The sequence below is a fragment of the Streptomyces sp. NPDC048002 genome (assembly GCF_040653275.1).
Taxonomy (GTDB): Bacteria; Actinomycetota; Actinomycetes; order Streptomycetales; family Streptomycetaceae; genus Streptomyces.
In genome coordinates this window covers 75,459-98,274 of sequence record NZ_JBEZNL010000001.1, presented here as the reverse complement: position 1 = coordinate 98,274, position 22,816 = coordinate 75,459, and the positions used below count along the sequence as shown (strand labels likewise).

Genomic DNA, 22,816 nt, shown 5'->3' with positions numbered 1-22,816 from the left:
CCCTCTCCCCCCGGTCGCTCTGCGCTTGTCGTACAGCCGTGATGCCCGCTCTGTGACGGAGGGAACGCTAGTGGTGAACGGGATCTTCCACGTTCTGTATCAGCCATTGATACGCGCGGACGGTGCCCGATCCCGGTCTGAGAGAATTGACGGCGTGATCTCCCGAATCGACCTGCGCGGCGACGCCCTTCCCCAGGGACCCGCCCTGCGCGACCTGCTGCCCCGAGCCGACTTCGACGTCTCGGCCGCCCTGGAGAAGGTGCGTCCGATCTGCGAGGCCGTGCATCATCGGGGCGACGCGGCGCTGATCGACTTCGCCGAGAAGTTCGACGGGGTCAGGCTGGAGCAGGTCCGGGTGCCCGAGGAGGCCCTGGCCGAGGCGCTGGCGGAACTCGACCCGGCCGTCCGCGCGGCCCTGGAGGAGTCCATCCGGCGGGCCCGGCTGGTCCACCGCGAGCAGCGCCGCTCCCCCCACACCACCCAGGTCGTCCCCGGCGGCTCGGTGACCGAGAAGTGGGTCCCCGTCGACCGCGTCGGCCTGTACGCGCCCGGAGGCCGGTCCGTCTACCCGTCCTCCGTGATCATGAACGTGGTGCCCGCGCAGGAGGCCGGCGTCGAGTCCCTCGCGCTCGCCTCCCCGGCGCAGGCCGAGTTCGGCGGTCTGCCGCACCCGACGATCCTCGCCGCCTGCGCGCTGCTCGGTGTGACCGAGGTCTACGCCGCCGGCGGCGCGACCGCGGTGGCGATGTTCGCGTACGGCACCGAGTCCTGCCCGCCCGCCGACATGGTCACCGGGCCCGGCAACATCTGGGTCGCCGCGGCCAAGCGCTACTTCACCGGGAAGATCGGCATCGACGCCGAGGCCGGCCCGACCGAGATCGCGGTCCTGGCCGACGCCACCGCCGACCCCGTGCACGTCGCCGCCGACCTGATCAGCCAGGCCGAGCACGACCCGCTGGCCGCCGCCGTCCTGGTCACCGACTCCGTGGAACTCGCGGACGCGGTCGCCAAGGAGCTGGAGCCGCAGGTCGCGGCGACCAAGCACATCGACGACCGGATCGTCCCGGCACTCGCGGGCAGGCAGTCCGCGATCGTCCTCGTCGACGGCATCGAGGAGGGCCTGCGGGTGGTCGACGCCTACGGCGCCGAGCACCTGGAGATCCAGACGGCCGACGCGGCCGCCGTGGCCGACCGGGTCCGCAACGCCGGCGCGATCTTCGTCGGCCCCTGGGCGCCGGTCTCCCTCGGCGACTACGCCGCCGGGTCCAACCACGTCCTGCCGACCGGCGGCTGCGCCTGCCACTCCTCGGGCCTGTCCGTGCAGTCCTTCCTGCGCGGCATCCACATCGTCGACTACACCGAGGACGCGCTGGCCGACGTCGCCCATCACGTGGTGACGCTCGCGGAGGCGGAGGACCTCCCGGCGCACGGCGCGGCGATCAAGGCACGGTTCGACTGGAAGGTTCCCGAGGGCAAGTGACCGGCATCGACGATCTCCCCGTACGGGACGAGCTGCGCGGCAAGTCCCCCTACGGCGCGCCCCAGCTGGACGTGCCGGTACGGCTGAACACCAACGAGAACCCCTACCCGCTGCCCGAGGCGCTGGTCGAGCGGATCACCGAGCGGGTCCGCGAGGCCGCCCGCCGGCTCAACCGCTATCCGGACCGGGACGCGGTCGAGCTGCGCACCCGGCTCGCCGAGTACCTGACGAAGACCTCCGGCCACCGGGTCGGCCCGGCGAACGTCTGGGCCGCCAACGGCTCCAACGAGGTCATCCAGCAGCTGCTCCAGACCTTCGGCGGGCCCGGCCGCACGGCCATCGGCTTCGAGCCCTCGTACTCGATGCACGCGCTGATCTCGCGGGGCACCGGCACGGGCTGGATCTCCGGTCCGCGGGGCGACGACTTCACCATCGACGTGGACGCCGCCCGGCGGGCGATCGCCGAACACCGGCCGGACGTCGTCTTCGTCACCACCCCCAACAACCCCACGGGCAACGCCGTCCCGCCCGAGACCGTCCTCGCGCTGTTCGAGGCCGCGCAGGCGGCGAAGCCGTCGATGGTGGTGGTCGACGAGGCGTACATCGAGTTCAGCCACGGCGACTCGCTGCTGCCGCTGCTCGAAGGACGGCCGAATCTCGTCATCTCCCGCACGATGTCGAAGGCGTTCGGCGCGGCCGGCCTGCGCCTCGGCTACCTGGCCGCCGACCCGGCCGTGGTCGACGCGGTGCAGCTGGTCCGGCTGCCCTACCACCTGTCGGCCGTCACCCAGGCGACCGCGCTGGCCGCCCTGGAGCACACCGACACCCTGCTCGGCTACGTCGAGCAGCTGAAGACCGAGCGGGACCGCCTGGTGAGGGAACTGCTGGCGATCGGCTACGAGGTGACCTCCTCGGACGCCAACTTCGTGCAGTTCGGCCGGTTCGACGACACCCAGGCCGCCTGGCGGAGCATCCTCGACCGGGGCGTCCTGGTCCGGGACAACGGCGTACCGGGCTGGCTGCGGGTCACCGCCGGCACCCCCGAAGAGAACGACGCGTTCCTCGACGCGGTCCGTGAACTCAAGAAGGAGCAGAACGCATGAACCGCGTAGGACGCGTGGAGCGCGTGACGAAGGAGACCTCCGTCCTCGTCGAGATCGATCTCGACGGATCCGGCAAGGTCGACGTGTCGACCGGCGTCGGCTTCTACGACCACATGCTCGACCAGCTCGGCCGGCACGGTCTGTTCGACCTCACGGTGAAGACCGAGGGCGATCTGCACATCGACTCGCACCACACCATCGAGGACACCGCCCTCGCCCTCGGCGCCGCCTTCAAGCAGGCCCTCGGCGACAAGGTCGGCATCTACCGCTTCGGCAACTGCACGGTCCCGCTGGACGAGTCCCTCGCCCAGGTCACCGTCGACCTCTCCGGCCGCCCGTACCTCGTGCACACCGAGCCCGAGAAGATGGCGCCGATGATCGGCGAGTACGACACCACCATGACCCGGCACATCCTGGAGTCCTTCGTGGCCCAGGCGCAGATCGCGCTGCACGTGCACGTGCCCTACGGGCGCAACGCGCACCACATCGTGGAGTGCCAGTTCAAGGCCCTCGCCCGCGCCCTGCGCTACGCCTCCGAGCGCGACCCGCGCGCGGCCGGCATCCTCCCTTCGACGAAGGGCGCCCTGTGAACGGCCTGTCCACGGTCCTGATCGTCGTCGGCCTCTTCCTGGCCGGCGGCATCTACTCCTTCGTGAAGCAGGACATGCCCCGGAGCCTGGTCGTCCTGCTCTCCATCGGCGCCACGATGTGCCTGGTCGCCGGTGTGATGCGGCTGGAGGTGTGGAGTTGAGCGCGTCCGCGAAGAAGGTCGTCGTCTTCGACTACGGCTTCGGCAACGTCCGGTCCGCCGAGCGCGCCCTCGCCCGCACGGGCGCCGAGGTCGAGATAACGCGTGACTTCGACCGGGCCCTGAACGCCGACGGGCTGCTGGTCCCGGGTGTCGGCGCCTTCGCCGCCTGTATGACGGGCCTGCGCGAGGCGCGCGGCGACTGGATCATCGACCGCCGCCTCTCCGGCGGACGCCCGGTGATGGGCATCTGCGTCGGGATGCAGATCCTCTTCGCCCGCGGCATCGAGCACGGGGTGGAGAGCGAGGGCCTCGACGAGTGGCCCGGCTCCGTCGAGCCGCTCCAGGCGGACATCGTGCCCCACATGGGCTGGAACACCGTCGAGGCGCCGGCCGACTCCGAGCTGTTCGCCGGCCTGGACGCGGACGCCCGCTTCTACTTCGTGCACTCCTACGCGGTCCACGACTGGACCCTGGAGACCAGGAACGCGGCGATGCGGGCGCCCAAGGTCACCTGGTCGACGCACGGCGAGCCCTTCGTGGCCGCCGTGGAGAACGGCGCCCTGTGGGCCACCCAGTTCCACCCCGAGAAGTCCGGCGACGCCGGAGCGCAGCTGCTGAACAACTGGATCGGAACCCTCTGATGGCTTCGAAGCTCGAACTCCTCCCCGCCGTCGACGTCCGTGACGGACAGGCGGTCCGCCTGGTCCACGGCGAGTCCGGCACCGAGACCTCCTACGGCTCCCCGCTGGAGGCGGCCCTGGCCTGGCAGCGCTCCGGCGCCGAGTGGCTGCACCTGGTCGACCTGGACGCCGCCTTCGGCACCGGCGACAACCGCGCGCTGATCGCCGAGGTCGCCAAGGCCATGGACATCAAGGTCGAGCTGTCCGGCGGCATCCGCGACGACGACACCCTCGCCGCCGCCCTCGCCACCGGCTGCACCCGGGTGAACCTGGGCACGGCCGCGCTGGAGACCCCGGAGTGGGTCGCCAAGGTCATCGCCGAGCACGGCGACAAGATCGCCGTCGGTCTCGACGTACGCGGCACGACCCTGCGCGGCCGCGGCTGGACCCGGGACGGCGGCGACCTCTACGAGACGCTGGAGCGCCTCAACGGCGAGGGCTGCGCCCGCTACGTGGTCACCGACATCGCCAAGGACGGCACCCTCCAGGGCCCCAACCTGGAGCTGCTGAGGAACGTCTGCGCGGCGACCGACCGCCCGGTCGTGGCCTCCGGCGGCGTGTCGTCGCTGGACGACCTGCGCGCGATCTCCGAGCTGGTACCCCTCGGTGTCGAGGGCGCCATCGTCGGGAAGGCGCTGTACGCCAAGGCGTTCACCCTGGAAGAGGCCCTGGAGGCTGTGTCGTGACCGATGCCGTGCGGCGGGTGCAGAGCGGATCTCCCTGGGAGGAGTCCTTCGGTTTCGCACGCGCCGTCGCGGCGGGCGACCGTGTCCTGGTGGGGGGCACGACAGCGTTCAAGGGCCAGGTGCTGTACGGCGAGGGCGACCCGTACGAGCAGGCCAGGGTCGCCTTCGCCAGTGCGGTGGAGGCGATCGGCGAGTTCGGGCTCGACATCGGGTCCGTGCTCCGCACCAGGATGTACCTCGGCCATTCGCGGGACGTCGACGAGGTCGGCCGGGCCCATCGGGAGATCTTCGGCGCGGTGCGCCCGGTCTCCACGCTGCTGGTCGTGGAGGGCTTCGTCGACCCGCGCATCCTGGTCGAAGTGGAACTAGAGGCATACAGAGGAGCCGTGGATTCATGACCCTGGCGGTCCGAGTCATCCCCTGCCTGGACGTGGACAACGGCCGGGTCGTCAAGGGCGTCAACTTCCAGAACCTGCGCGACGCGGGCGACCCCGTCGAGATGGCGAAGGTGTACGACGCCGAGGGCGCCGACGAGTTGACGTTCCTGGACATCACCGCGTCGTCCGGCAACCGCGAGACCACCTACGACGTGGTGCGCCGCACCGCCGAGCAGGTCTTCATCCCGCTGACCGTCGGCGGCGGCGTGCGCACCGCCGAGGACGTCGACAAGCTGCTGCGGGCCGGCGCCGACAAGGTGGGCGTCAACACCGCGGCCATCGCCCGCCCCGAGCTGATCCGCGAGATCGCCGAGCGGTTCGGCCGGCAGGTGCTGGTGCTCTCGGTGGACGCGCGGCGCACCGCGACCGGCGGCTTCGAGGTGACGACGCACGGCGGCCGCAAGGGCACCGGCATCGACGCGGTCGAGTGGGCGCACCGGGCGGCGGAGCTGGGCGCGGGGGAGATCCTGCTCAACTCGATGGACGCGGACGGCACCAAGGACGGCTACGACATCGAGATGATCGAGGCCGTTCGCAAGCACGTGACCGTGCCCGTCATCGCCTCCGGCGGCGCCGGCAAGCTCGACGACTTCGCCCCGGCGGTCGGCGCGGGCGCCGACGCGGTGCTGGCGGCCTCGGTGTTCCACTTCGGCGACCTGCGCATCGGCCAGGTCAAGCAGGCACTGAAGGACGCGGGACACCCCGTGCGATGAGCCCGGAGCACCGAGCCCCGGCCGCCCGGCGGCCGGGGTTTTTCCATGGGCGCGCGGAGTTGCGAAAAATTCATTGCGCAATTTTTATTGCGCAACATTCCTTTCCTGTCTAGCGTGCGGGGCGTGACGGACAACGAGAGGGACCGGCGAATCACCGACGTCGGCACGCTGAAGGCCCTCGCGCATCCCCTGCGCATGAAGCTCTACCGACTGCTGCTGCTCGCCGGCACCGCGACCGCCTCACAGCTCTCCGGCCAGGTCGACGAGGCGGTCTCGCTGGTCAGCTACCACCTGCGCAAGCTCGGTGAGCACGGCCTGATCGAGGAGGCCGAGACGGCCGGCGGGGACGGCCGGGAGCGCTGGTGGCGGCCCGCCAGTGACGGAGTCTCCGTCCGCAGCGCCGACTTCGAGGACGCCCCCGAGAAGGTCGCCGCCCATGTCGCCGCCTCGCGGCTCTTCCAGGAGCAGCGCGCCGAGATGTACCGCGCCTACCTCGACCAGCGCGCCGGATGGGGCACCGACTGGACCACCGCCGCCATGGACTCGGAGACGACGGCACGGCTGACCTCCGGCGAACTGACCGAACTGATGGGCGAACTGCACGACGTGCTGAGGAAGTACGACGCCCTGGGGCGCGCCCGTGAGGCGGCCGGCGAGACCGAGGGGCGCGAGCACGTGGCCCTGCACCTGTACGGCTTCCCGTTCCGCGTCTGATCCGCCTCCGAGAGGACCGCCTCCGTGACCGCCACGCTCCCGGCCCCGGCCGAGGCCCCGCCCCGCCCCGCCCACCGCGACGGCAACGTGCTGCGCTGGCTCGCCGCCTACACCGCCTCGATGATCGGCGACAGCGTCTACTACATCGCCCTGTCCTGGGCGGCCGTCCAGGCGGGCACGCCCTCGCAGGCCGGACTCGTCATGGCGGTGAGCGCCGTGCCCCGGGCGCTGCTGATGCTGGGCGGGGGAGTCCTCGCGGACCGGCTCGGACCGCGCCGGGTGGTCGTCGGCAGCGACGCGGTGCGCTGCGCGGCGGCGTTCGCGGTGGCGGCGCTGCTGTTCCTCACCGGCCCGGGGCTGTGGCCGCTGGCCGTGCTCGCGCTGGTCTTCGGGGCGGTCGACGCGGTGTTCATGCCCGCCGTGGGGGCGCTTCCCGCGCGGGTGACCACCCGCGACCAGCTCACCCGGGTGCAGGGCATGCGGGGGCTGGCGATCCGCTTCGCGAGCGTGGTCGGCGGCCCGCTCGGCGGCCTGGCCGTGGCCCTCGGCGGCGCCACCGGCGCGTTCGCCCTGGCCGGGCTGCTCATCGCGCTCTCGGTCCCCCTGCTGGTGTCCGTACGAGTACGGGCCCTGCCCGCCGCAGACGCGCCGGACGCGGGGGACACGTCCTCCGCCTCCGCCTCCGCGGACGGGGTGCGGGGAGGGACTGCCTGGCGGGACCTCGTTGGAGGACTGCGCTACATCCGCCGGCACCGGGTGCTCGGTCCGCTGATGCTGGCCATAGCCCTCGGTGACCTCGGATTCGTCGGGCCGCTCAACGTCGGGCTGACCCTGCTCGCCGACGAGCGGGGCTGGGGCGCCGCCGGGATGGGCTGGGTGCTCGCCGGGTTCGGAGTCGGCGCCGGTGCCGTCTCCCTGCTGCTGACCGTGCGCGGGCACCTGCCGCACGCCGGACGGGTGGCGGGCTGCGCCATCATCGCCGGGTCGGTCGCCATCGGCGCGCTGGCCTTCGTCCCCGCGGTGGCCGGCGCCGCCGGGATCGCCGTACTCGTCGGACTGCTCGCGGGGCTCAGCGGGGCCGTCGCCGGCGCCCTGCTCCAGACCCAGGCCGACCCCGCCCTGCTGGGCCGGGTCACCGCGGTCTCCGGCCTGGTCAGCCTCGGTTTCGCCCCGCTCAGCATGCCGCTGTCCGCCGCCGCCGTCGGCGTCTGGGGCACCGGCCCGGTCTTCGTGGTGAGCGCCGCGGTGTGCGGGCTCGGCGGGGTGATCGCGCTGGGCGTGCGCGACCTGCGCCGCGCCGAGCTGCCGAGGTGATCCCTCAGATGCCCAGTTGCTTGCCCGAGTGCAGCTTGGTGATGGCGTCCTTCTCGCCCGTCAGCTCCACGTCGGCCGCGTCCTGCCGGCCGTAGAGGAAGAGCAGCAGCTCCGACGGCTCACCCGTGGCCGTCACCACCGGCGCGCCGCGCTGCGCGACCGCCGTCTGCCCGTCCGGGCGGCGCAGCACCAGCCCCGTCGGCGTGCCGCGCCCCATCAGGCGCGCGGTGCGCTCCAGCCGGGACCACAGGGCGTCCTGGAACACCGGGTCGAGCTCGCGCGGCGTCCAGTCGGGGCGGGCCCGGCGGACGTCCTCGGTGTGGACGTAGAACTCCACCGTGTTCGACATCTCGTCGACCTGCTTCAGCGAGAACGGCGAGAACCGCGGCGGGCCGGTGCGGATGAGCTGGATCAGTTCCTCGTAGGGCTTGTCCGTGAACTCGCCCATCACCCGCTCCAGGCGGGCGGCGAGCGGCTTGATCAGGATGCCGCCGGCCGCGTCCGGGCGGCGCTCGCGCACCACGACGTGCGCGGCGAGATCACGGGTGGTCCAGCCCTCGCACAGGGTCGGGGCCTCGGGCCCCTCCGCCTCCAGGAGGTCGGCCAGCAGGAGTCGTTCACGCTTGGCGAAAGTCGACATGCCGTCAGCCTACGACCGACGTCCGGGTCCGCACAGTGGACGGCGGCCGAGCGGACCCCCGCCGCGCGGCACAATGGCACCATGACCAGCGCGCCCCGTCAGAGCAGCCCCCTGGACCCCGAGATCGCCGCCCGCCTCAGGCGCAGCGCCGACGGGCTCCTGCCCGCCATCGCCCAGCAGTACGACACCGGAGAGGTGCTCATGCTCGGCTGGATGGACGACGAGGCGCTGCACCGCACCCTGACCACCGGCCGCTGCACCTACTGGTCGCGCAGCCGCCAGGAGTACTGGGTCAAGGGCGACACCTCCGGCCACTTCCAGTGGGTCAGGTCCGTCGCCCTGGACTGCGACGCCGACACCGTGCTCGTCCAGGTCGACCAGGTCGGCGCGGCCTGCCACACCGGCGCGCGCACCTGCTTCGACGAGGACGTCCTGCTCAAGGATTCCGGCGTCCCGGCCGGAGATCAGTAAGGTCACCGGCCATGGACCTCGAGACCTTCCGCAAGCTCGCCGCCGACCGGCGCGTCATCCCGGTCACCCGCAAGCTCCTCGCCGACGGCGACACGCCCGTCGCGCTCTACCGCAAGCTCGCCGCCGAGCGCCCCGGCACCTTTCTGCTGGAGTCCGCGGAGAACGGCCGGTCCTGGTCCCGGTACTCCTTCGTGGGCGTCCGCTCCGCCGCCACCCTCACCGAGCGGGACGGGCAGGCGCACTGGCTCGGCGCCCCGCCCGTCGGCGTCCCCACCGACGGCGACCCGCTCGCCGCCCTGCGCGCCACCATCGAGGCCCTGCACACCCCGCACCAGGGGGACCTGCCGCCCTTCACCGGCGGCATGGTCGGCTACCTCGGCTACGACATCGTGCGCCGCCTGGAGAAGATCGGTCCCGGCGAGCGCGACGATCTGAGGCTGCCCGAGCTGACCATGCTGCTGACCAGCGACCTCGCGGTGATGGACCACTGGGAGGGCTCGGTCCTGCTGATCGCCAACGCGATCAACCACAACGACCTCGACACCGGGGTCGACGAGGCCCACGCGGACGCCGTGGCCCGCCTGGACGCCATGCAGGCCGATCTCTCCCGCGCGGTCGCCCAGCCCCCGGCCGTCCTGCCGCCGTCCGAACTCCCCGAGTACACCGCCCTGTGGGGCGGCACCGACTTCCACGCGGCCGTCGAGGACGTCAAGGAGCGCATCCGGGCCGGCGAGGCCTTCCAGGTCGTCCCCTCCCAGCGCTTCGAGACGCCGTGCACGGCGAGCGCCCTGGACGTCTACCGGGTGCTGCGCGCCACCAACCCCTCGCCGTACATGTACCTCTTCCGCTTCGACGGCTTCGACGTCGTCGGCTCCTCCCCGGAGGCGCTGGTCAAGGTCGAGGACGGACGGGCGATGGTCCACCCCATCGCCGGCACCCGGTGGCGCGGCGCCACCCCGCAGGAGGACCAGGCCCTCGCCGACGACCTGCTCGCCGACCCCAAGGAGCGGGCCGAGCACCTCATGCTCGTCGACCTCGGGCGCAACGACCTCGGCCGGGTCTGCGAGCCCGGCTCGGTCGAGGTCGTCGACTTCATGTCCATCGAGCGCTACTCGCACGTGATGCACATCGTCTCCACCGTCACCGGCCAGGTCGCCGAGGGCCGTACCGCCTTCGACGTCCTCACCGCCTGCTTCCCCGCCGGCACCCTCTCCGGCGCGCCCAAGCCCCGCGCCATGCAGATCATCGACGAACTGGAGCCCTCCCGGCGCGGGCTCTACGGCGGCTGCGTCGGCTATCTCGACTTCGCCGGCGACTCCGACACCGCCATCGCCATCCGCACCGCCCTGCTGCGCGACGGCACGGCCTTCGTCCAGGCCGGCGCCGGAATCGTCGCCGACTCCGACCCGGTCGCCGAGGACCAGGAGTGCCGCAACAAGGCGGCGGCGGTGCTGCGCGCGGTGCACACGGCGAACCGGCTGGGGCAATAGGGCGCTTCTCATACGAACCCCGGGTGACGGTTCGCCCGGGGTTCAGGCGATAGTGGAGTACGTGACTGCTGTACCTCACCCCCGTTCCGAAGCCGCGGGACCCGCGCGGGCCGGCCGGCTCAGCCTCGCCGTGGCGCTGTTCGCCGGCGCGCTCGGCGCGGCCGTGGCGCTGCTGGCCACCCGACAGAACTGGTCGCAGGGCACCGCCACGGTGGCCGGCGGCGGCTTCCCGCTCACCGCGACGGGCAGCGACGTCACGGGCGTGCCCGCGTCGCTCGCCATAGTGGGCCTCGCCGCGCTGGTGGCCGTCTTCGCCGTACGCCGCCTCGGCCGGGTCCTGGTCGCGGCGCTCCTCGCCCTCTCCGGCGCCGGAACCGTCGCCGCCGCGCTGCTCGGCGCCGGTGACAGTTCCGCCCTGGACGAGAAGGCCGCCCAAACCACCGGCGACACCGCGGCCACGGTCGCCGCCCTCAGCCACACGGCCTGGCCGTACGTCGCGGCCGTCGGCGGAGCCCTGATGCTGCTCGCCGGACTGCTGGCCCTGCGCTACGCCTCGGTGTGGCCGGCGATGTCCAGCCGGTACGAGCGCTCGGGCGCGCCGAAGCCCCGCAAGGCGCCCACCGTGGACCCCGACCGTCCCGAGGACCTCTGGAAGGCACTGGACCGGGGCGAGGACCCGACCGGCGCGTAGCCCCTGCCCGGAAGGCCACCCGCGGTCATCACGCGTATGCCCATGCGGGACAATGGGAGTGAGCGTCCGGCTCAGAGACTTACACACAGCAACGAGGAGCAAGTCATGGCGGGCAGCAGCCACGGTCACACCCCGGCCGCCTGGACCGGTGTCACAATCGCCTTCATCGGTTTCTGCATCGCGGGCGCCTTCATGGTCCTGGCCAGCCCGGCGGGCTTCTGGCTCGGCATGGGCGTCGTCGTCCTCGGCGGCGTCGTCGGCTGGCTGATGAAGGGCATGGGCCTCGGCGCGTCCAAGGACTCCGGCAAGCCCCTGCGCACGAACGAGGCGGCCACCGTCGAGGGCTGACGCGCGGACACATCCTCGTCGAGGGGCGGCCCCGGGCCGCCCCTCACGCGTTCTCCGGGCACAATGCGAGGCGTGAACAGCGACAGCCGGAGCGTGACACGGCCCGGCCCGACCACCGCTCTGCGACGGCTCGCCGCGCCCGCCGGGGTCCTCGCGGCCGTGGCCGGGGCCTTCGCCTACGTCGGCACCGTGGACCCGAACGAACCCGGCCACTACCCGGTCTGTCCGCTCCTGCGGTTCACCGGCGTGTACTGCCCGGGCTGCGGCGGACTGCGCAGCGCCCACGCCTTCGCGCACGGCGACCTGACGGCGGCCCTCCAGAGCAACGCCGTCGCCGTACTGGGCTATCTGGCCTTCGCCGCGCTGTGGACCGTCTGGGTGGTCCGCGCGGCGCGCGGACGGCCGCTCCGGCTCTCCCCGGGAACCGCGCAGCTGTGGACGCTCGGCGCGTTGCTGCTGGTCTTCACCGTTGTCCGGAACCTGCCCTTCGGCGGCTGGCTCCATCCTTGATCAATGGACGAACGTCCAGGTAGTGGGACCGCCGTCAACCGGATGCGAGGCCTACGCCCTCCTGCGGATACCATCGCAGTGACCACCCGTTTTCGTCACCGCATCGGGAAGGGGGCCGCTCGCGTGAGTGTGCTCGACGAGATCATCGACGGAGTCCGTGCCGACCTCGCGGAGCGGCAGGCGCGCGTCAGCCTCGACGAGCTCAAGGAGCGCGCGGCCAAGGCTCCCGCGGCCAAGGACGGCGTAGCGGCGCTCAAGGGCGACGGCGTCAAGGTGATCTGCGAGGTCAAGCGCTCCAGCCCGTCCAAGGGCGCGCTGGCCGCGATCGCCGACCCCGCCGGACTCGCCGCCGACTACGAGGCGGGCGGCGCGGCCGTCATCTCCGTACTGACCGAGCAGCGGCGCTTCGGCGGCTCGCTGGCCGACCTGGAGGCGGTCCGCGCGCGCGTGGACATCCCCGTGCTCCGCAAGGACTTCATCGTCACCTCGTACCAGCTGTGGGAGGCCCGCGCCTACGGCGCCGACCTCGCGCTGCTGATCGTCGCCGCCCTCGACCAGCCGGCCCTGGAGTCGCTGATCGAGCGCGCGGTGTCCATCGGCCTGACCCCGCTGGTCGAGGTCCACGACGAGGACGAGGTGGAGCGCGCCGTCGACGCCGGCGCCCGGATCATCGGCGTCAACGCGCGCAACCTCAAGACGCTGGAGGTCGACCGCGGCACCTTCGAGCGCGTCGCGCCCGAGATCCCGGCCGACGTCGTCAAGATCGCCGAGTCCGGCGTCCGCGGCCCGCACGACCTCATCGCCTACGCCAACGCCGGCGCCGACGCGGTCCTGGTCGGCGAGTCCCTGGTCACCGGCCGCGACCCGAAGTCGGCAGTGGCCGACCTGGTGGCGGCAGGCGAACACCCGGCACTCCGCCACGGCCGTAGCTGACCACCCGCTAGGCTTGCCCCGATGACTCTGACCATGACGACCGTGGACCGGTACGCCCGCCTTGCGCGCGGCTGCCGCCCGAGGGGCTGCCGAGCCCCTGCGAGGCGTGTCCACGGCCGTCGTGTGCGGTACGTCATCGGCGACGAACCGGGCCAGGTCAACGGCATGCGATGGCAGCAGCGCCCCGCCAGGGGCGCGGGGAACTGCGCGATCGGCCACAGCGGGTCCGCAGTCGACTGACAACCCACGCCCCCACGGCGAACAGTGCTGTCCACACACACTCACCGTGAGGTTTCCGCATGCCCAGCGAGTTCTTCATCCCCGACCCCGAGGGTCAAGTACCCAGCACCGAAGGCTACTTCGGCGCTTTCGGCGGCAAGTTCATCCCGGAGGCCCTCGTCGCCGCCGTGGACGAGGTCGCCGTCGAGTACGACAAGGCCAAGCACGACCCCGAGTTCGCCCGCGAACTCGACGAACTGCTCGTCCACTACACCGGCCGCCCCTCGTCGCTGACCGAGGTCCCGCGGTTCGCCGCGGAGGCCGGCGGCGCCCGGATCTTCCTCAAGCGCGAGGACCTGAACCACACCGGCTCGCACAAGATCAACAACGTGCTCGGTCAGGCCCTGCTCACCAAGCGCATGGGCAAGACCCGGGTCATCGCCGAGACCGGCGCCGGCCAGCACGGTGTCGCGACGGCCACGGCCTGCGCGCTGTTCGGCCTCGACTGCACCATCTACATGGGCGAGATCGACACCCAGCGCCAGGCCCTCAACGTGGCCCGGATGCGCATGCTCGGCGCCGAGGTCATCGCCGTGAAGTCCGGCAGCCGCACGCTGAAGGACGCCATCAACGAGGCCTTCCGCGACTGGGTCGCCAACGTCGACCGCACCCACTACCTCTTCGGCACGGTCGCCGGACCCCACCCCTTCCCGGCCATGGTCCGCGACTTCCACCGGGTGATCGGCGTGGAGGCCCGCCGCCAGCTCCTGGAGCGGGCCGGACGCCTGCCCGACGCGGCCGTCGCCTGCGTCGGCGGCGGCTCCAACGCCATCGGCCTCTTCCACGCCTTCATCCCCGACGCCGGCGTCCGGCTCATCGGCTGCGAGCCCGCCGGGCACGGCGTGGCGACCGGCGAGCACGCGGCCACGCTGACCGCGGGCGAGCCCGGCATCCTGCACGGCTCGCGGTCCTACGTCCTCCAGGACGACGAGGGCCAGATCACCGAGCCGTACTCGATCTCGGCCGGTCTGGACTACCCCGGCATCGGGCCCGAGCACTCCTACCTCAAGGACAGCGGCCGCGCCGAGTACCGCGCGGTCACCGACGACGCGGCGATGCAGGCCCTGCGCCTGCTGTCCCGCACCGAGGGCATCATCCCGGCGATCGAGAGCGCGCACGCGCTGGCCGGCGCCCTGGAGGTCGGCCGCGAACTGGGCCCGGACGGGCTGATCGTGGTCAACCTGTCCGGCCGCGGCGACAAGGACATGGACACCGCCGCCCGCTACTTCGGGCTGTACGACACCGACGCCGAGGTCGCGGCGAACGCCGCCGACACCGCCGAGATCGCGGGGGACGCCAAGTGAGCGGGAACATCCAGCTGCTGTCCGACACCCTCGCCGCCGCGAAGGCCGAGGGGCGTGCCGCGCTCATCGCCTACCTCCCGGCCGGGTTCCCGACCGTGGACGGCGGCATCGAGGCGATCAAGGCCGCCTTCGACGGCGGCGCCGACGTCGTCGAGGTCGGTCTGCCGCACAGCGACCCGGTCCTCGACGGCCCGGTCATCCAGACCGCCGACGACATCGCCCTGCGCGGCGGGGTACGGATCGCGGACGTGATGCGGACGGTCCGCGAGACCTTCGGGGCCACCGGGAAGCCGGTGCTCGTGATGACCTACTGGAACCCCATCGACCGCTACGGCGTCGAGCGGTTCACCGCCGAACTCGCCGAGGCGGGCGGCGCCGGGTGCATCCTGCCCGACCTGCCCGTGCAGGAGTCGGCGCTGTGGCGGGAGCACGCCGAGAAGCACGGGCTCGCGACCGTGTTCGTGGTGGCGCCCAGCAGCAAGGACGAACGGCTCGCCCGGATCACCGAGGCGGGCAGCGGCTTCGTCTACGCGGCCTCGCTGATGGGCGTGACCGGGACCCGCGAGTCGGTCGGCGCGCAGGCGCAGGACCTGGTCGAGCGGACCCGGGCCACCGGAAGCGCCCTGCCCGTCTGCGTCGGTCTCGGTGTGTCCAACGCCGTGCAGGCGGCCGAGGTCGCCAGGTTCGCCGACGGAGTCATCGTCGGCTCGGCCTTCGTGAAGCGGATGCTGGACGCGCCGGACGACGCGGCCGGCGTCGAGGCCGTCCGGGAACTCGCCGCCGACCTGGCCAAGGGCGTGCGCGGCGGGGCGTAGCGAGCGGAACGTCCCGTTTTCGGACGGGACATTTCCTCCCGATCACTCGAACGGGTGGACCTGGGACCGGGGAGGCGCTGGGCGCCTCCCCGGTTCGTTTCCGGGGTGTGAGCGAGAAGAACCGTGAGGGAAAGCGCACCGCCCGGGACCGGATGGCGGCAGAGCGAGAGAAGCAGAAGACCGCGGAGAAGCGCCGGCGGACGCTGATCGTCGGCGCGAGCGTCGTCTGCGTGCTGGGACTCGCGGCGGTGATCGGCGTGATCGCCGCCAACGCAGGCAAGGACGACGGCAGCGACTCCGCCGGACCGGTCGTGGCGCCCTCGGGCGCCGAGGGCGAGGACAGCCTGACCATCCCGGTCGGCGAGGCGGACGCCGCGTCCACCCTCGTCGTCTGGGAGGACTTCCGCTGCCCGGCCTGCAAGTCCTTCGAGGACACCTACCGCTCGACCATCCACGAGCTGACGGACGCCGGCCAGCTCCGGGTGGAGTACCGCCTCGCGACGATCATCGACGGCAACCTGGGCGGCACCGGCTCCCGCAACGCCGCCAACGCCGCGGCCTGCGCCCAGGACGCCGGGAAGTTCGTCGAGTACCACGACGTGCTCTACCAGAACCAGCCCACCGAGACCGACGACGCCTTCGCGGACAATGCCAAGCTCTTCGAGCTGGCCGCCAAGGTCGACGGACTCGACACGCCCGCGTTCCGCACCTGTGTGGAGGAGGGCACCCACAACAGCTGGGTGGCGAAGTCCAACGACGCCTTCCGCAGCGGTGGCTTCACCGGCACGCCGACCGTCCTGCTCGACGGCAAGAACATCTACCAGGACCAGTCGATGACGCCGCAGAAGCTGAAGCAGCAGGTGCAGGAGGCGGCCCAGGGATGAGAAGCGCGGGCGCCCCGTTATGGAGCCGTAGCCGGGCCGCCCGACGCGTGTGCCGCCCGGCAGGGTAGCGTCGACCCTGCCATGGAACTTGCCTTCATTCCCAGTCCGTCGCGCGGCGTGATCCACCTCGGCCCCATTCCGCTGCGAGGCTACGCGTTCTGCATCATCATCGGCGTCTTCGTCGCCGTCTGGCTCGGCAACAAGCGCTGGATCGCCCGCGGCGGCCGGGCCGGCACGGTGGCCGACATCGCGGTGTGGGCCGTCCCGTTCGGCCTGATCGGCGGACGCCTCTACCACGTGATCACGGACTACGAGCTGTACTTCAGCGAGGGCCGTGACTGGGTGGACGCCTTCAAGATCTGGGAGGGCGGCCTCGGCATCTGGGGTGCCATCGCGCTCGGCGCGCTGGGCGCGTGGATCGGCTGCCGGCGCCGGGGCATCCCGCTGCCCGCGTACGCCGACGCCGTCGCCCCGGGCATCGCCCTGGCCCAGGCCCTCGGCCGCTGGGGCAACTGGTTCAACCAGGAGCTGTACGGCCGGGCCACCGATCTGCCGTGGGCCGTGGAGATCACCTCCTCCTCGGACGGCCGGGAGCCGGGCACCTACCACCCGACGTTCCTGTACGAGTCGCTGTGGTGCGTCGGTGTCGCGTTCCTCGTCATCTGGGCGGACCGGCGCTTCAAGCTCGGCCACGGGCGGGCGTTCGCGCTGTACGTCGCCTCGTACTGCGCGGGCCGGTTCTGGATCGAGTACATGCGGGTCGACGAGGCCCACCACATCCTCGGTCTGCGGCTGAACAACTGGACCGCCCTCGTGGTGTTCCTGCTGGCGGTGCTGTACATCGTGATCTCGGCGAAGAAGCGGCCCGGCCGGGAGGCCGTGGTGGAGCCGGGCGCCCTCGACTCCGCCGACGGCGACGAGGACACCGCCAAGGACACCGCGAAGGACGCCGCGAAGGACGCCGCCGAGCCGGCCGACGACACCGATTCCGACGCGGAGCCCGCGGGCGCCGACGGCTCGGACGAGGAGTCCTCGGCGGCGAAGGACGAGGCGAGCAACGGGGCCGGGTCGGCGAAGAAGGGCTGACCGTTCCGCCGTACGACGGTGAGGGCGCCCGGGGCTTCCCCGGGCGCCCTTCGTCGCTCCGGTCGTCCCGTCAGCCGCGGCGGGCGGCCAGGGACAGCGTGCGCTGGGCCGCCGCCACCACCGCCGCGTCGACGAACGTGCCGTCCTTCAGCGCCTGGGCGCCCCCGTGGGCGGCGGCCGCCTTCACGATCGACTCCGCGCGTTCCAGCTCCTCCTCCGTGGGCAGGTAGGCCCGCTCGATCACCGGGAGCTGGCGCGGATGGATCGCCGCCCGGCCGAGGAAGCCCAGGGCACGGCCGTGGGCGCAGCTCGCGGCCAGCCCGGCGAGGTCCCGCACGTCCGGGTGGACCGACTGGGCCGGGGGCGCGAGACCGGCCGCCCGCGCCGCGACGACCACCCGGGAGCGCGGCCAGTCCAGCCCCGCGTCGTCCTGTACACCCAGGTCGGCCCGGAGGTCCGCCTCGCCGAGCGCGATGCCGTTCAGGGCGGGGTGGGCCCTGGCCACGGCGTAGGCGTTCTCGACCGCCAGCGCCGATTCGAGCAGCGCGTACAGGGGCTGGTCGGTGCTCCGGGCGACCCGTCGCACCTGGTCGGGGGTGTTGACCTTGGACAGCCGCAGACCTCCGACTCCGGGGAGTCCGGCCATGGCCCTGAGGTCGGCGGAGGCGAGCGGTCCGTCCAGGGCGTTGACCCGGACATGGACCGGGACCGGACGAGGCTCGGAGAGGAACTCGGCGGTCGCCGCCCGCGCGTACTCCTTGCGGTCGGGCGCCACCGCGTCCTCCAGGTCGACCACCACCACGTCCGCGCCCGCCAGCAGCGCCTTGGCGATGATCTCGGGGCGGTCGCCGGGGGCGTAGAGCCAGGTCAGCGGGGTGGTCATACGGCACCCTCCGAGCGCAGGGCGGCCAGCTCCGCCGGGGTCAGGCCCAGTTCGGTGAGGACCTCGTCGGTGTCGGCGCCGTGCGCGCGGCCGGTCCAGCGGATCGCGCCGGGGGTCGCGGACAGCCGGAAGAGGACGTTCTGCATGCGCAGCGGGCCGAGGTCCGGGTCGTCGACGGTGGTGATCGTGTCGAGCGCCTGGTACTGCGGGTCCGTCATCACCTCCCGGATGTCCTGCACCGGGGCGACCGCCGCCTCCGCCTTCTCGAAGGCCGCGATCACCTCCTCGCGGTCCCGCTCGGCGATCCAGCCGCCGACCGCCGCGTCGAGGACGTCCGCGTGCCGGGCCCGGTCCGCGCCCGTGGCGAACCACGGTTCCTCGATCAGGTCCTCCCTGCCGACCAGGCGCATCACGCGTTCCGCCACCGACTGGGCCGAGGTGGAGACGGCGACCCAGCCGCCGTCCGCGGTGCGGTAGGTGTTGCGCGGGGCGTTGTTGGCGGAGCGGTTGCCGGTGCGCTGCTGGACGTAGCCGAGCTGGTCGTACCAGGTGGGCTGGGGGCCGAGGACCGACAGCATCGGTTCGATCAGGGAGAGGTCCACGACCTGGCCCTCGCCGGTGCGGTCGCGGGCGGCGAGGGCGGTGAGGACGGCGTACGCCGTGGCCAGTCCGGCGATCGAGTCGGCGAGGCCGAACGGCGGGAGGGTCGGGGGCGCGTCGGGTTCGCCGGTCAGCGCGGCGAACCCGCTCATCGCCTCGGCGAGGGTGCCGAAGCCGGGGCGGTGGGCGTAGGGGCCGAACTGGCCGAAGCCGGTGACGCGGGTGAGGACCAGCCGGGGGTTGACGGCGGACAGCTCGGGCCAGCCGAGGTCCCACTTCTCCAGGGTGCCGGGGCGGAAGTTCTCGATGATCACGTCCGCGGTGGCGGCCAGCCGGAGCAGGGTGGCGCGGCCGCCCGGGGTCGACAGGTTCAGGGTGACGGTCCGCTTGTTGCGGCCCAGGTGCTTCCACCACAGGCCGATGCCGTCCTTCGCCGGGCCGTGGCCGCGGGACGGGTCCGGCCGGTCCGGGTGCTCGATCTTGATGACCTCGGCGCCGAAGTCGCCGAGCGCCGTGGCGGCGAGCGGCCCGGCGAACAGGGTGGCGAGGTCCAGGACGCGAAGACCGCTGAGGGGGGTTTCGTTCATGACGTGTACCGGGCCTCGATCTCGGGGCGGTAGGGCATCGACTCCGACGCCCCGGCGCGCTGCACCGACAGGGAGGCGGCGGCCGCGGCCCAGGCCAGCGCCTCGGGCATGGGCCGGCCCTCGGTGATCGCCACCGCGAGCGTGCCCGCGAAGGTGTCCCCGGCCCCGGTGGTGTCCAGCGCGGTGACCCGGGGCGCGGGAACGGTGACGGGTTCGGCGTCGCGGGTCGCGTACAGGCTGCCCTCGGCGCCCAGGGTGACGACGACCTGCGGGACCCGCTCCAGCAGGGCGAGGGCCGCTGAGCGCGGGTCGGTGCGGCCAGTGAGGGCGGCGGCCTCGTGTTCGTTGGGCAGCAACAGGTCGGTGGCGGCGAGGAGTTCGGGGAGCAGGGGCTGGGCGGGCGCCGGTGTGAGGATCGTCCGGACGCCGTGGGCGCGGGCCGCCTGGGCGCCGGCGAGAACGGCGGCGAGCGGGATCTCCAGCTGGAGCAGGAGGGCGTCGGCGGTGGCGATGAGGCCCTCGTCGCCGGGGACGAGGTGGTCGACGGTGCCGTTGGCGCCGGGGATCACCACGATCGCGTTGCCGCCGTGGTCGTCGACGACGATGTGGGCGGTGCCGGAGGAGCCCTCGGTGGTGCGCAGATGGTCGGTCTCCACGCCGGAGTGCTCCAGGGTGGAGCGCAGCCGGGCGCCGAAGGAGTCGTTGCCGACCGCGCCGATCATGGAGACGGTGGCGCCGGCCCGGGCGGCGGCGACGGCCTGGTTGGCGCCCTTGCCGCCGGGGATCGTACGGAACTCGCGGCCCGTGACCGTCTCCCCGCGCTGGGGGGCCTTCTCCACGAAGGCGACGAGGTCCATGTTGGTGCTGCCGAGTACGGCGATGTGGGTCATGGGCGGAGCGCCTCCCGGTGGGTGAGGTGGGCCAGGGTGTCGAAGCCGATGCCGTCGAAGTCGCCGACCGAGGTCGACAGCCGGTTCTTGAGCGGGGCCGTCCAGTGCTCGGGGAGCGCGTCGGGCCGGCCGGCCAGGAGCCCGGCGACGCTCCCGGCCGTGGCGCCGTTGGAATCGGTGTCCCAGCCGCCCGACACGGCCCGGGAGACGGAGCCGGTGAAGTCGCCGTCGGCGTGGGTGAGGGCGGCGGCGATCAGCGCGGTGTTGGGCACGGCGTGGACCCAGTGGTGGCTCGCGGAGTAGGTGGCGTGGAGCGTGTCCACGACCGTGTCGAAGTCGGTGTGCTCCGCGGCGAGCCGCACGGCGTCCCGGACGGCCGAGGCCAGCCGCGAGGCGGGCGGGACCACGGTGAGTCCGGTGCGCAGACAGGCGTGCACGTCGTGGGTGCCGGTGGCCGCCCGCGCGATGACGGCCGCGGCGAACATCGCCGCGTAGACGCCGTTGGCGGTGTGGGAGAGGGTCGCGTCGGCGTGGGCCCGTTCGGCCGCGGCCGCCGGGTCGCCGGGGTGGGTCCAGCCGTGCAGGTCGGCGCGGATCAGCGCACCGATCCACTCGCGGAACGGGTTGCGGTGGTGGGCCGTTCGCGGGGGTTCCAGACCGGAGAGCAGATTGCGGTAGGCGACGCGTTCCGCGGTGAAGGTGCGGCCGGCGGGGAGTTCGGCGAGCCAGAGTTCCGCGACGTCCGTGGTGGTGAAGCCGCTGCCGTGGCGCTGCCTCAGGAGCAGGTTGAGCAGCGGGTAGTTGAGGTCGTCGTCCTCGGGCATGCCGTCGATGTTCTCGGCGAGGGAGGTGCCGGCCGAGCGGCGGTTCCAGGGGTGTGCGGCGAGCAGGTCGCCGGGGACGCCCTTGGCGGTGAAGTACCGGGTCGGGGGCCAGTTGCCGGTCGGCCGGGCGAGGGCGCGGATGGCTTCCAGGGGGAGCTTCTCCACCGGTTTGCCGAGCAGGCAGCCCGCGGCCCGGCCGAGCCAGGCGGCCTCCAGGGCGGCGGGTCCCGGCGGGTCCGTCGTGGTGGGCGGGCCGGGCCAGTCGGGGCACAGGGCCTTGATCCCGGCGAGGTCCGTCGGTTCGTGCTCCCGCAGGCCGCTGGGCAGATCGGCCAGTTCGTCGAGAAGGTCCGCCGCGAGGAGCCGGAGGTAGCGGGAGGCCGGCTGGGGGGAGGCCCCGGCCCGTACGGGGGCCTCCAGCCCGCCCGCCGCCCTCCAGCGCGCCGCGATCCTCGACGGCTCGCGGCCGTCCTGGGCCGCCTGCCGCAGTTCGTGGCCGATCAGGTCCTCGGGCTGGACCCAGGTCAGTCGGAGCATCCGGCGCCTCCGAGCCCGGCGAACGCCGCTTCGTGGGCACGGTTGCGGCGGACGTCCCGGTCGAAGACCTCGCGGGTCACCCCGGCCAGGGTGCGGGCCGGTTCCCACAGGTCAAGGCGGCTGGCGTCGGCCACCCGCTTCGCCCACTCCTCCGGGACCGGGGAGCCGAGGGCGCCGGCCAGGGCGCCGGACATGGTGGCGATGGAGTCGCAGTCCCGGCCGTAGTTGACCGAGCCGAGGACCGTCCGCCGGTAGTCGCCCGCGGACAGCAGCAACATGCCGAGCGCGACGGGGAGTTCCTCGATCGAGTGCAGCCGGGAGGGGCGGCGGGCGCCCAGCGACGGGGAGCGGTAGTCGGGGCCCACCGTGTCGTAGGGGGCCACCGCCCGGCGCAGCGGGACCAGGGCGGACTCGAACTCGCCGTGCCGGGCGGCGACTTCGCAGACCTTCTCGATCGCCTCGCGGGTGCCGTCCTTGGCCAGCGACAGACAGGCGGAGATCACCGAGTCGGGTGTCGCGCCGGGCGCGCAGGCCGCCGCCACCGCCGCCGCGAACACCCCCGCCGCCTCGCGGCCGTACGAGGACTGGTGGGCGCCGGCGATGTCCAGGGCCTCGGCGTAGGCGGCGCGCGGGTTGGCCGCGTTGACCAGGCCCACCGGCGCCATGTACATCGCGGCACCGCAGTTGACGATGTTCCCGGTGCCGGCCTCCCGGGGGTCGACGTGGCCGTAGTGGATGCGGGCCACCAGCCACTTCTCGGCCAGGAAGACCCGGTGCAGGGGGAGTGCCTCCGCCTCCAGCTCCGGGATCCAGCGGGGCGTCGTCATCAGGTCCGGGACCAGGTGGTCGGCGACGGCGTAGGCGTCCAGGTGGTCGCGGACCGTGGCGTAGACCCGGATCAGGGCGTGTGTCATCAAGGTGTCGTCGGTGACGTGCCCGTCGCCCTTGTGGTACGGCGCGATGGGGCGGGCCGTGCGCCAGTCCTCGCCGTTCCAGGGGCCGACGATGCCGTGCACCCGCCCGCCGTGCCGTTCGCTGATCTGCTCGGGGGAGTAGCCCTCGACCGGGCCGCCCAGGGCGTCGCCGACGGCGGCACCGACGAGGGCCCCCGTGATCCGCTCGTCCAGGCCGACCGTTGTGCCGTTTTGTGGTGATTTCGAGTTCAT

General features: G+C 72.9%; 26 protein-coding genes. 20 read left to right on the top strand and 6 right to left on the bottom strand.

What is annotated here, in order from left to right:
• Positions 1–154: 154 nt before the first annotated feature.
• The 10 genes from hisD to AB0E07_RS00405 all read left to right on the top strand — a co-directional run bounded on the left by hisD (position 155) and on the right by AB0E07_RS00405 (position 7,878).
• Positions 155–1,480 carry a histidinol dehydrogenase gene (gene hisD, locus AB0E07_RS00450; RefSeq protein WP_362244784.1) on the top strand — a complete coding sequence of 442 codons (1,326 nt, stop codon included), beginning with the start codon at positions 155–157 and terminating at the stop codon, positions 1,478–1,480.
• Positions 1,477–2,583, top strand: a complete 1,107-nt coding sequence (locus AB0E07_RS00445; RefSeq protein ID WP_362244782.1) for a histidinol-phosphate transaminase — start codon at positions 1,477–1,479, stop codon at positions 2,581–2,583. The genes hisD and AB0E07_RS00445 overlap by 4 nt, the downstream gene beginning before the upstream one ends.
• Positions 2,580–3,173 (top strand): imidazoleglycerol-phosphate dehydratase HisB, encoded by a 594-nt coding sequence (hisB, locus tag AB0E07_RS00440; protein ID WP_030318918.1) that lies wholly within the window; start codon positions 2,580–2,582, stop codon positions 3,171–3,173. Before AB0E07_RS00445 ends, hisB begins: the two co-directional genes overlap by 4 nt.
• Positions 3,170–3,334: a hypothetical protein gene (locus AB0E07_RS00435; RefSeq protein ID WP_362244779.1), complete on the top strand. Its 165-nt coding sequence runs from the start codon at positions 3,170–3,172 to the stop codon at positions 3,332–3,334. The genes hisB and AB0E07_RS00435 overlap by 4 nt, the downstream gene beginning before the upstream one ends.
• The gene (gene hisH, locus AB0E07_RS00430) at positions 3,331–3,975 is read left to right on the top strand and encodes an imidazole glycerol phosphate synthase subunit HisH (protein ID WP_362244777.1); all 645 of its coding nucleotides are present in this window, start codon (positions 3,331–3,333) and stop codon (positions 3,973–3,975) included. The genes AB0E07_RS00435 and hisH overlap by 4 nt, the downstream gene beginning before the upstream one ends.
• Positions 3,975–4,700 carry a bifunctional 1-(5-phosphoribosyl)-5-((5-phosphoribosylamino)methylideneamino)imidazole-4-carboxamide isomerase/phosphoribosylanthranilate isomerase PriA gene (priA, locus tag AB0E07_RS00425; protein WP_362244775.1) on the top strand — a complete coding sequence of 242 codons (726 nt, stop codon included), beginning with the start codon at positions 3,975–3,977 and terminating at the stop codon, positions 4,698–4,700. Before hisH ends, priA begins: the two co-directional genes overlap by 1 nt.
• Positions 4,697–5,098: a RidA family protein gene (locus AB0E07_RS00420; RefSeq protein ID WP_362244773.1), complete on the top strand. Its 402-nt coding sequence runs from the start codon at positions 4,697–4,699 to the stop codon at positions 5,096–5,098. Before priA ends, AB0E07_RS00420 begins: the two co-directional genes overlap by 4 nt.
• The gene (gene hisF / locus AB0E07_RS00415; RefSeq protein WP_362244771.1) at positions 5,095–5,850 is read left to right on the top strand and encodes an imidazole glycerol phosphate synthase subunit HisF; all 756 of its coding nucleotides are present in this window, start codon (positions 5,095–5,097) and stop codon (positions 5,848–5,850) included. The genes AB0E07_RS00420 and hisF overlap by 4 nt, the downstream gene beginning before the upstream one ends.
• A gap of 123 nt (positions 5,851–5,973) precedes the next feature.
• Complete coding sequence (locus AB0E07_RS00410; protein ID WP_362244769.1) at positions 5,974–6,564, top strand: helix-turn-helix domain-containing protein; 591 nt, start codon at positions 5,974–5,976, stop codon at positions 6,562–6,564.
• A gap of 24 nt (positions 6,565–6,588) precedes the next feature.
• Complete coding sequence (locus AB0E07_RS00405; RefSeq protein ID WP_362244767.1) at positions 6,589–7,878, top strand: MFS transporter; 1,290 nt, start codon at positions 6,589–6,591, stop codon at positions 7,876–7,878.
• 4 nt (positions 7,879–7,882) lie between these two features.
• Here the strand turns inward: AB0E07_RS00405 and AB0E07_RS00400 are convergent, their stop codons facing one another.
• Positions 7,883–8,518, bottom strand: a complete 636-nt coding sequence (locus AB0E07_RS00400) for a TIGR03085 family metal-binding protein (RefSeq protein WP_362244765.1) — start codon at positions 8,516–8,518, stop codon at positions 7,883–7,885.
• An 81-nt stretch (positions 8,519–8,599) separates the two neighbouring features.
• Here AB0E07_RS00400 and hisI point away from each other — a divergent pair, with 81 nt between their 5' ends.
• From hisI to lgt, 10 genes are all read left to right on the top strand, one after another.
• Positions 8,600–8,989 (top strand): phosphoribosyl-AMP cyclohydrolase, encoded by a 390-nt coding sequence (gene hisI / locus AB0E07_RS00395; protein ID WP_362244763.1) that lies wholly within the window; start codon positions 8,600–8,602, stop codon positions 8,987–8,989.
• Between the two features lie 11 nt (positions 8,990–9,000).
• A complete protein-coding gene (locus tag AB0E07_RS00390; protein ID WP_362244761.1) occupies positions 9,001–10,479 on the top strand; it encodes an anthranilate synthase component I in 1,479 nt (492 codons plus the stop codon).
• Positions 10,480–10,531: 52 nt separating this feature from the next.
• Positions 10,532–11,170: a TIGR02234 family membrane protein gene (locus tag AB0E07_RS00385; protein ID WP_362244759.1), complete on the top strand. Its 639-nt coding sequence runs from the start codon at positions 10,532–10,534 to the stop codon at positions 11,168–11,170.
• A 105-nt stretch (positions 11,171–11,275) separates the two neighbouring features.
• Complete coding sequence (locus tag AB0E07_RS00380; protein ID WP_362244757.1) at positions 11,276–11,518, top strand: HGxxPAAW family protein; 243 nt, start codon at positions 11,276–11,278, stop codon at positions 11,516–11,518.
• A gap of 63 nt (positions 11,519–11,581) precedes the next feature.
• Positions 11,582–12,028, top strand: coding sequence for a DUF2752 domain-containing protein (locus AB0E07_RS00375; protein WP_362244755.1), 447 nt, complete (start codon positions 11,582–11,584; stop codon positions 12,026–12,028).
• 123 nt (positions 12,029–12,151) lie between these two features.
• Positions 12,152–12,961: an indole-3-glycerol phosphate synthase TrpC gene (gene trpC / locus AB0E07_RS00370; protein WP_362244753.1), complete on the top strand. Its 810-nt coding sequence runs from the start codon at positions 12,152–12,154 to the stop codon at positions 12,959–12,961.
• Positions 12,962–13,260: 299 nt separating this feature from the next.
• Positions 13,261–14,544, top strand: coding sequence for a tryptophan synthase subunit beta (gene trpB, locus AB0E07_RS00365; protein ID WP_362244751.1), 1,284 nt, complete (start codon positions 13,261–13,263; stop codon positions 14,542–14,544).
• Positions 14,541–15,359: a tryptophan synthase subunit alpha gene (trpA, locus tag AB0E07_RS00360; protein WP_362244749.1), complete on the top strand. Its 819-nt coding sequence runs from the start codon at positions 14,541–14,543 to the stop codon at positions 15,357–15,359. The genes trpB and trpA overlap by 4 nt, the downstream gene beginning before the upstream one ends.
• A 107-nt stretch (positions 15,360–15,466) precedes the next feature.
• Complete coding sequence (locus tag AB0E07_RS00355; protein ID WP_362244747.1) at positions 15,467–16,243, top strand: thioredoxin domain-containing protein; 777 nt, start codon at positions 15,467–15,469, stop codon at positions 16,241–16,243.
• An 81-nt stretch (positions 16,244–16,324) separates the two neighbouring features.
• Complete coding sequence (lgt, locus tag AB0E07_RS00350; protein WP_362244745.1) at positions 16,325–17,329, top strand: prolipoprotein diacylglyceryl transferase; 1,005 nt, start codon at positions 16,325–16,327, stop codon at positions 17,327–17,329.
• Positions 17,330–17,399: 70 nt separating this feature from the next.
• Here lgt and AB0E07_RS00345 read toward each other — a convergent pair whose 3' ends face one another.
• From AB0E07_RS00345 to AB0E07_RS00325, 5 genes are read right to left on the bottom strand one after another with little or no spacing between them, the layout of a single operon-like run.
• A complete protein-coding gene (locus AB0E07_RS00345) occupies positions 17,400–18,212 on the bottom strand; it encodes a CoA ester lyase (protein WP_362244743.1) in 813 nt (270 codons plus the stop codon).
• On the bottom strand, positions 18,209–19,399 hold the full coding sequence (locus AB0E07_RS00340; RefSeq protein ID WP_362244741.1) for a CoA transferase: 1,191 nt from the start codon (positions 19,397–19,399) through the stop codon (positions 18,209–18,211). The genes AB0E07_RS00345 and AB0E07_RS00340 overlap by 4 nt, the downstream gene beginning before the upstream one ends.
• Positions 19,396–20,289, bottom strand: coding sequence for a ribokinase (rbsK, locus tag AB0E07_RS00335; protein ID WP_362244739.1), 894 nt, complete (start codon positions 20,287–20,289; stop codon positions 19,396–19,398). The genes AB0E07_RS00340 and rbsK overlap by 4 nt, the downstream gene beginning before the upstream one ends.
• Entirely contained in the window at positions 20,286–21,650 is a 1,365-nt protein-coding gene (locus AB0E07_RS00330; RefSeq protein WP_362244737.1) for an ADP-ribosylglycohydrolase family protein, read from the bottom strand. Before AB0E07_RS00330 ends, rbsK begins: the two co-directional genes overlap by 4 nt.
• On the bottom strand, positions 21,638–22,816 hold the full coding sequence (locus AB0E07_RS00325) for an ADP-ribosylglycohydrolase family protein (RefSeq protein ID WP_362244735.1): 1,179 nt from the start codon (positions 22,814–22,816) through the stop codon (positions 21,638–21,640). The genes AB0E07_RS00330 and AB0E07_RS00325 overlap by 13 nt, the downstream gene beginning before the upstream one ends.

Bases quoted from the DNA above. Each gene is read 5' to 3' on its own strand.
- AB0E07_RS00340 (WP_362244741.1), bottom strand. From the start codon at position 19,399: ATGAACGAAACCCCCCTCAGCGGTCTTCGCGTCCTGGACCTCGCCACC.
- trpB (WP_362244751.1), top strand. From the start codon at position 13,261: ATGCCCAGCGAGTTCTTCATCCCCGACCCCGAGGGTCAAGTACCCAGC.
- priA (WP_362244775.1), top strand. From the start codon at position 3,975: ATGGCTTCGAAGCTCGAACTCCTCCCCGCCGTCGACGTCCGTGACGGA.
- AB0E07_RS00325 (WP_362244735.1), bottom strand. From the start codon at position 22,816: ATGAACTCGAAATCACCACAAAACGGCACAACGGTCGGCCTGGACGAG.
- AB0E07_RS00375 (WP_362244755.1), top strand. From the start codon at position 11,582: ATGCGAGGCGTGAACAGCGACAGCCGGAGCGTGACACGGCCCGGCCCG.
- rbsK (WP_362244739.1), bottom strand. From the start codon at position 20,289: ATGACCCACATCGCCGTACTCGGCAGCACCAACATGGACCTCGTCGCC.
- hisF (WP_362244771.1), top strand. From the start codon at position 5,095: ATGACCCTGGCGGTCCGAGTCATCCCCTGCCTGGACGTGGACAACGGC.
- AB0E07_RS00345 (WP_362244743.1), bottom strand. From the start codon at position 18,212: ATGACCACCCCGCTGACCTGGCTCTACGCCCCCGGCGACCGCCCCGAG.
- AB0E07_RS00400 (WP_362244765.1), bottom strand. From the start codon at position 8,518: ATGTCGACTTTCGCCAAGCGTGAACGACTCCTGCTGGCCGACCTCCTG.
- hisB (WP_030318918.1), top strand. From the start codon at position 2,580: ATGAACCGCGTAGGACGCGTGGAGCGCGTGACGAAGGAGACCTCCGTC.
- lgt (WP_362244745.1), top strand. From the start codon at position 16,325: ATGGAACTTGCCTTCATTCCCAGTCCGTCGCGCGGCGTGATCCACCTC.
- AB0E07_RS00390 (WP_362244761.1), top strand. From the start codon at position 9,001: ATGGACCTCGAGACCTTCCGCAAGCTCGCCGCCGACCGGCGCGTCATC.
- AB0E07_RS00330 (WP_362244737.1), bottom strand. From the start codon at position 21,650: ATGCTCCGACTGACCTGGGTCCAGCCCGAGGACCTGATCGGCCACGAA.
- hisI (WP_362244763.1), top strand. From the start codon at position 8,600: ATGACCAGCGCGCCCCGTCAGAGCAGCCCCCTGGACCCCGAGATCGCC.
- AB0E07_RS00380 (WP_362244757.1), top strand. From the start codon at position 11,276: ATGGCGGGCAGCAGCCACGGTCACACCCCGGCCGCCTGGACCGGTGTC.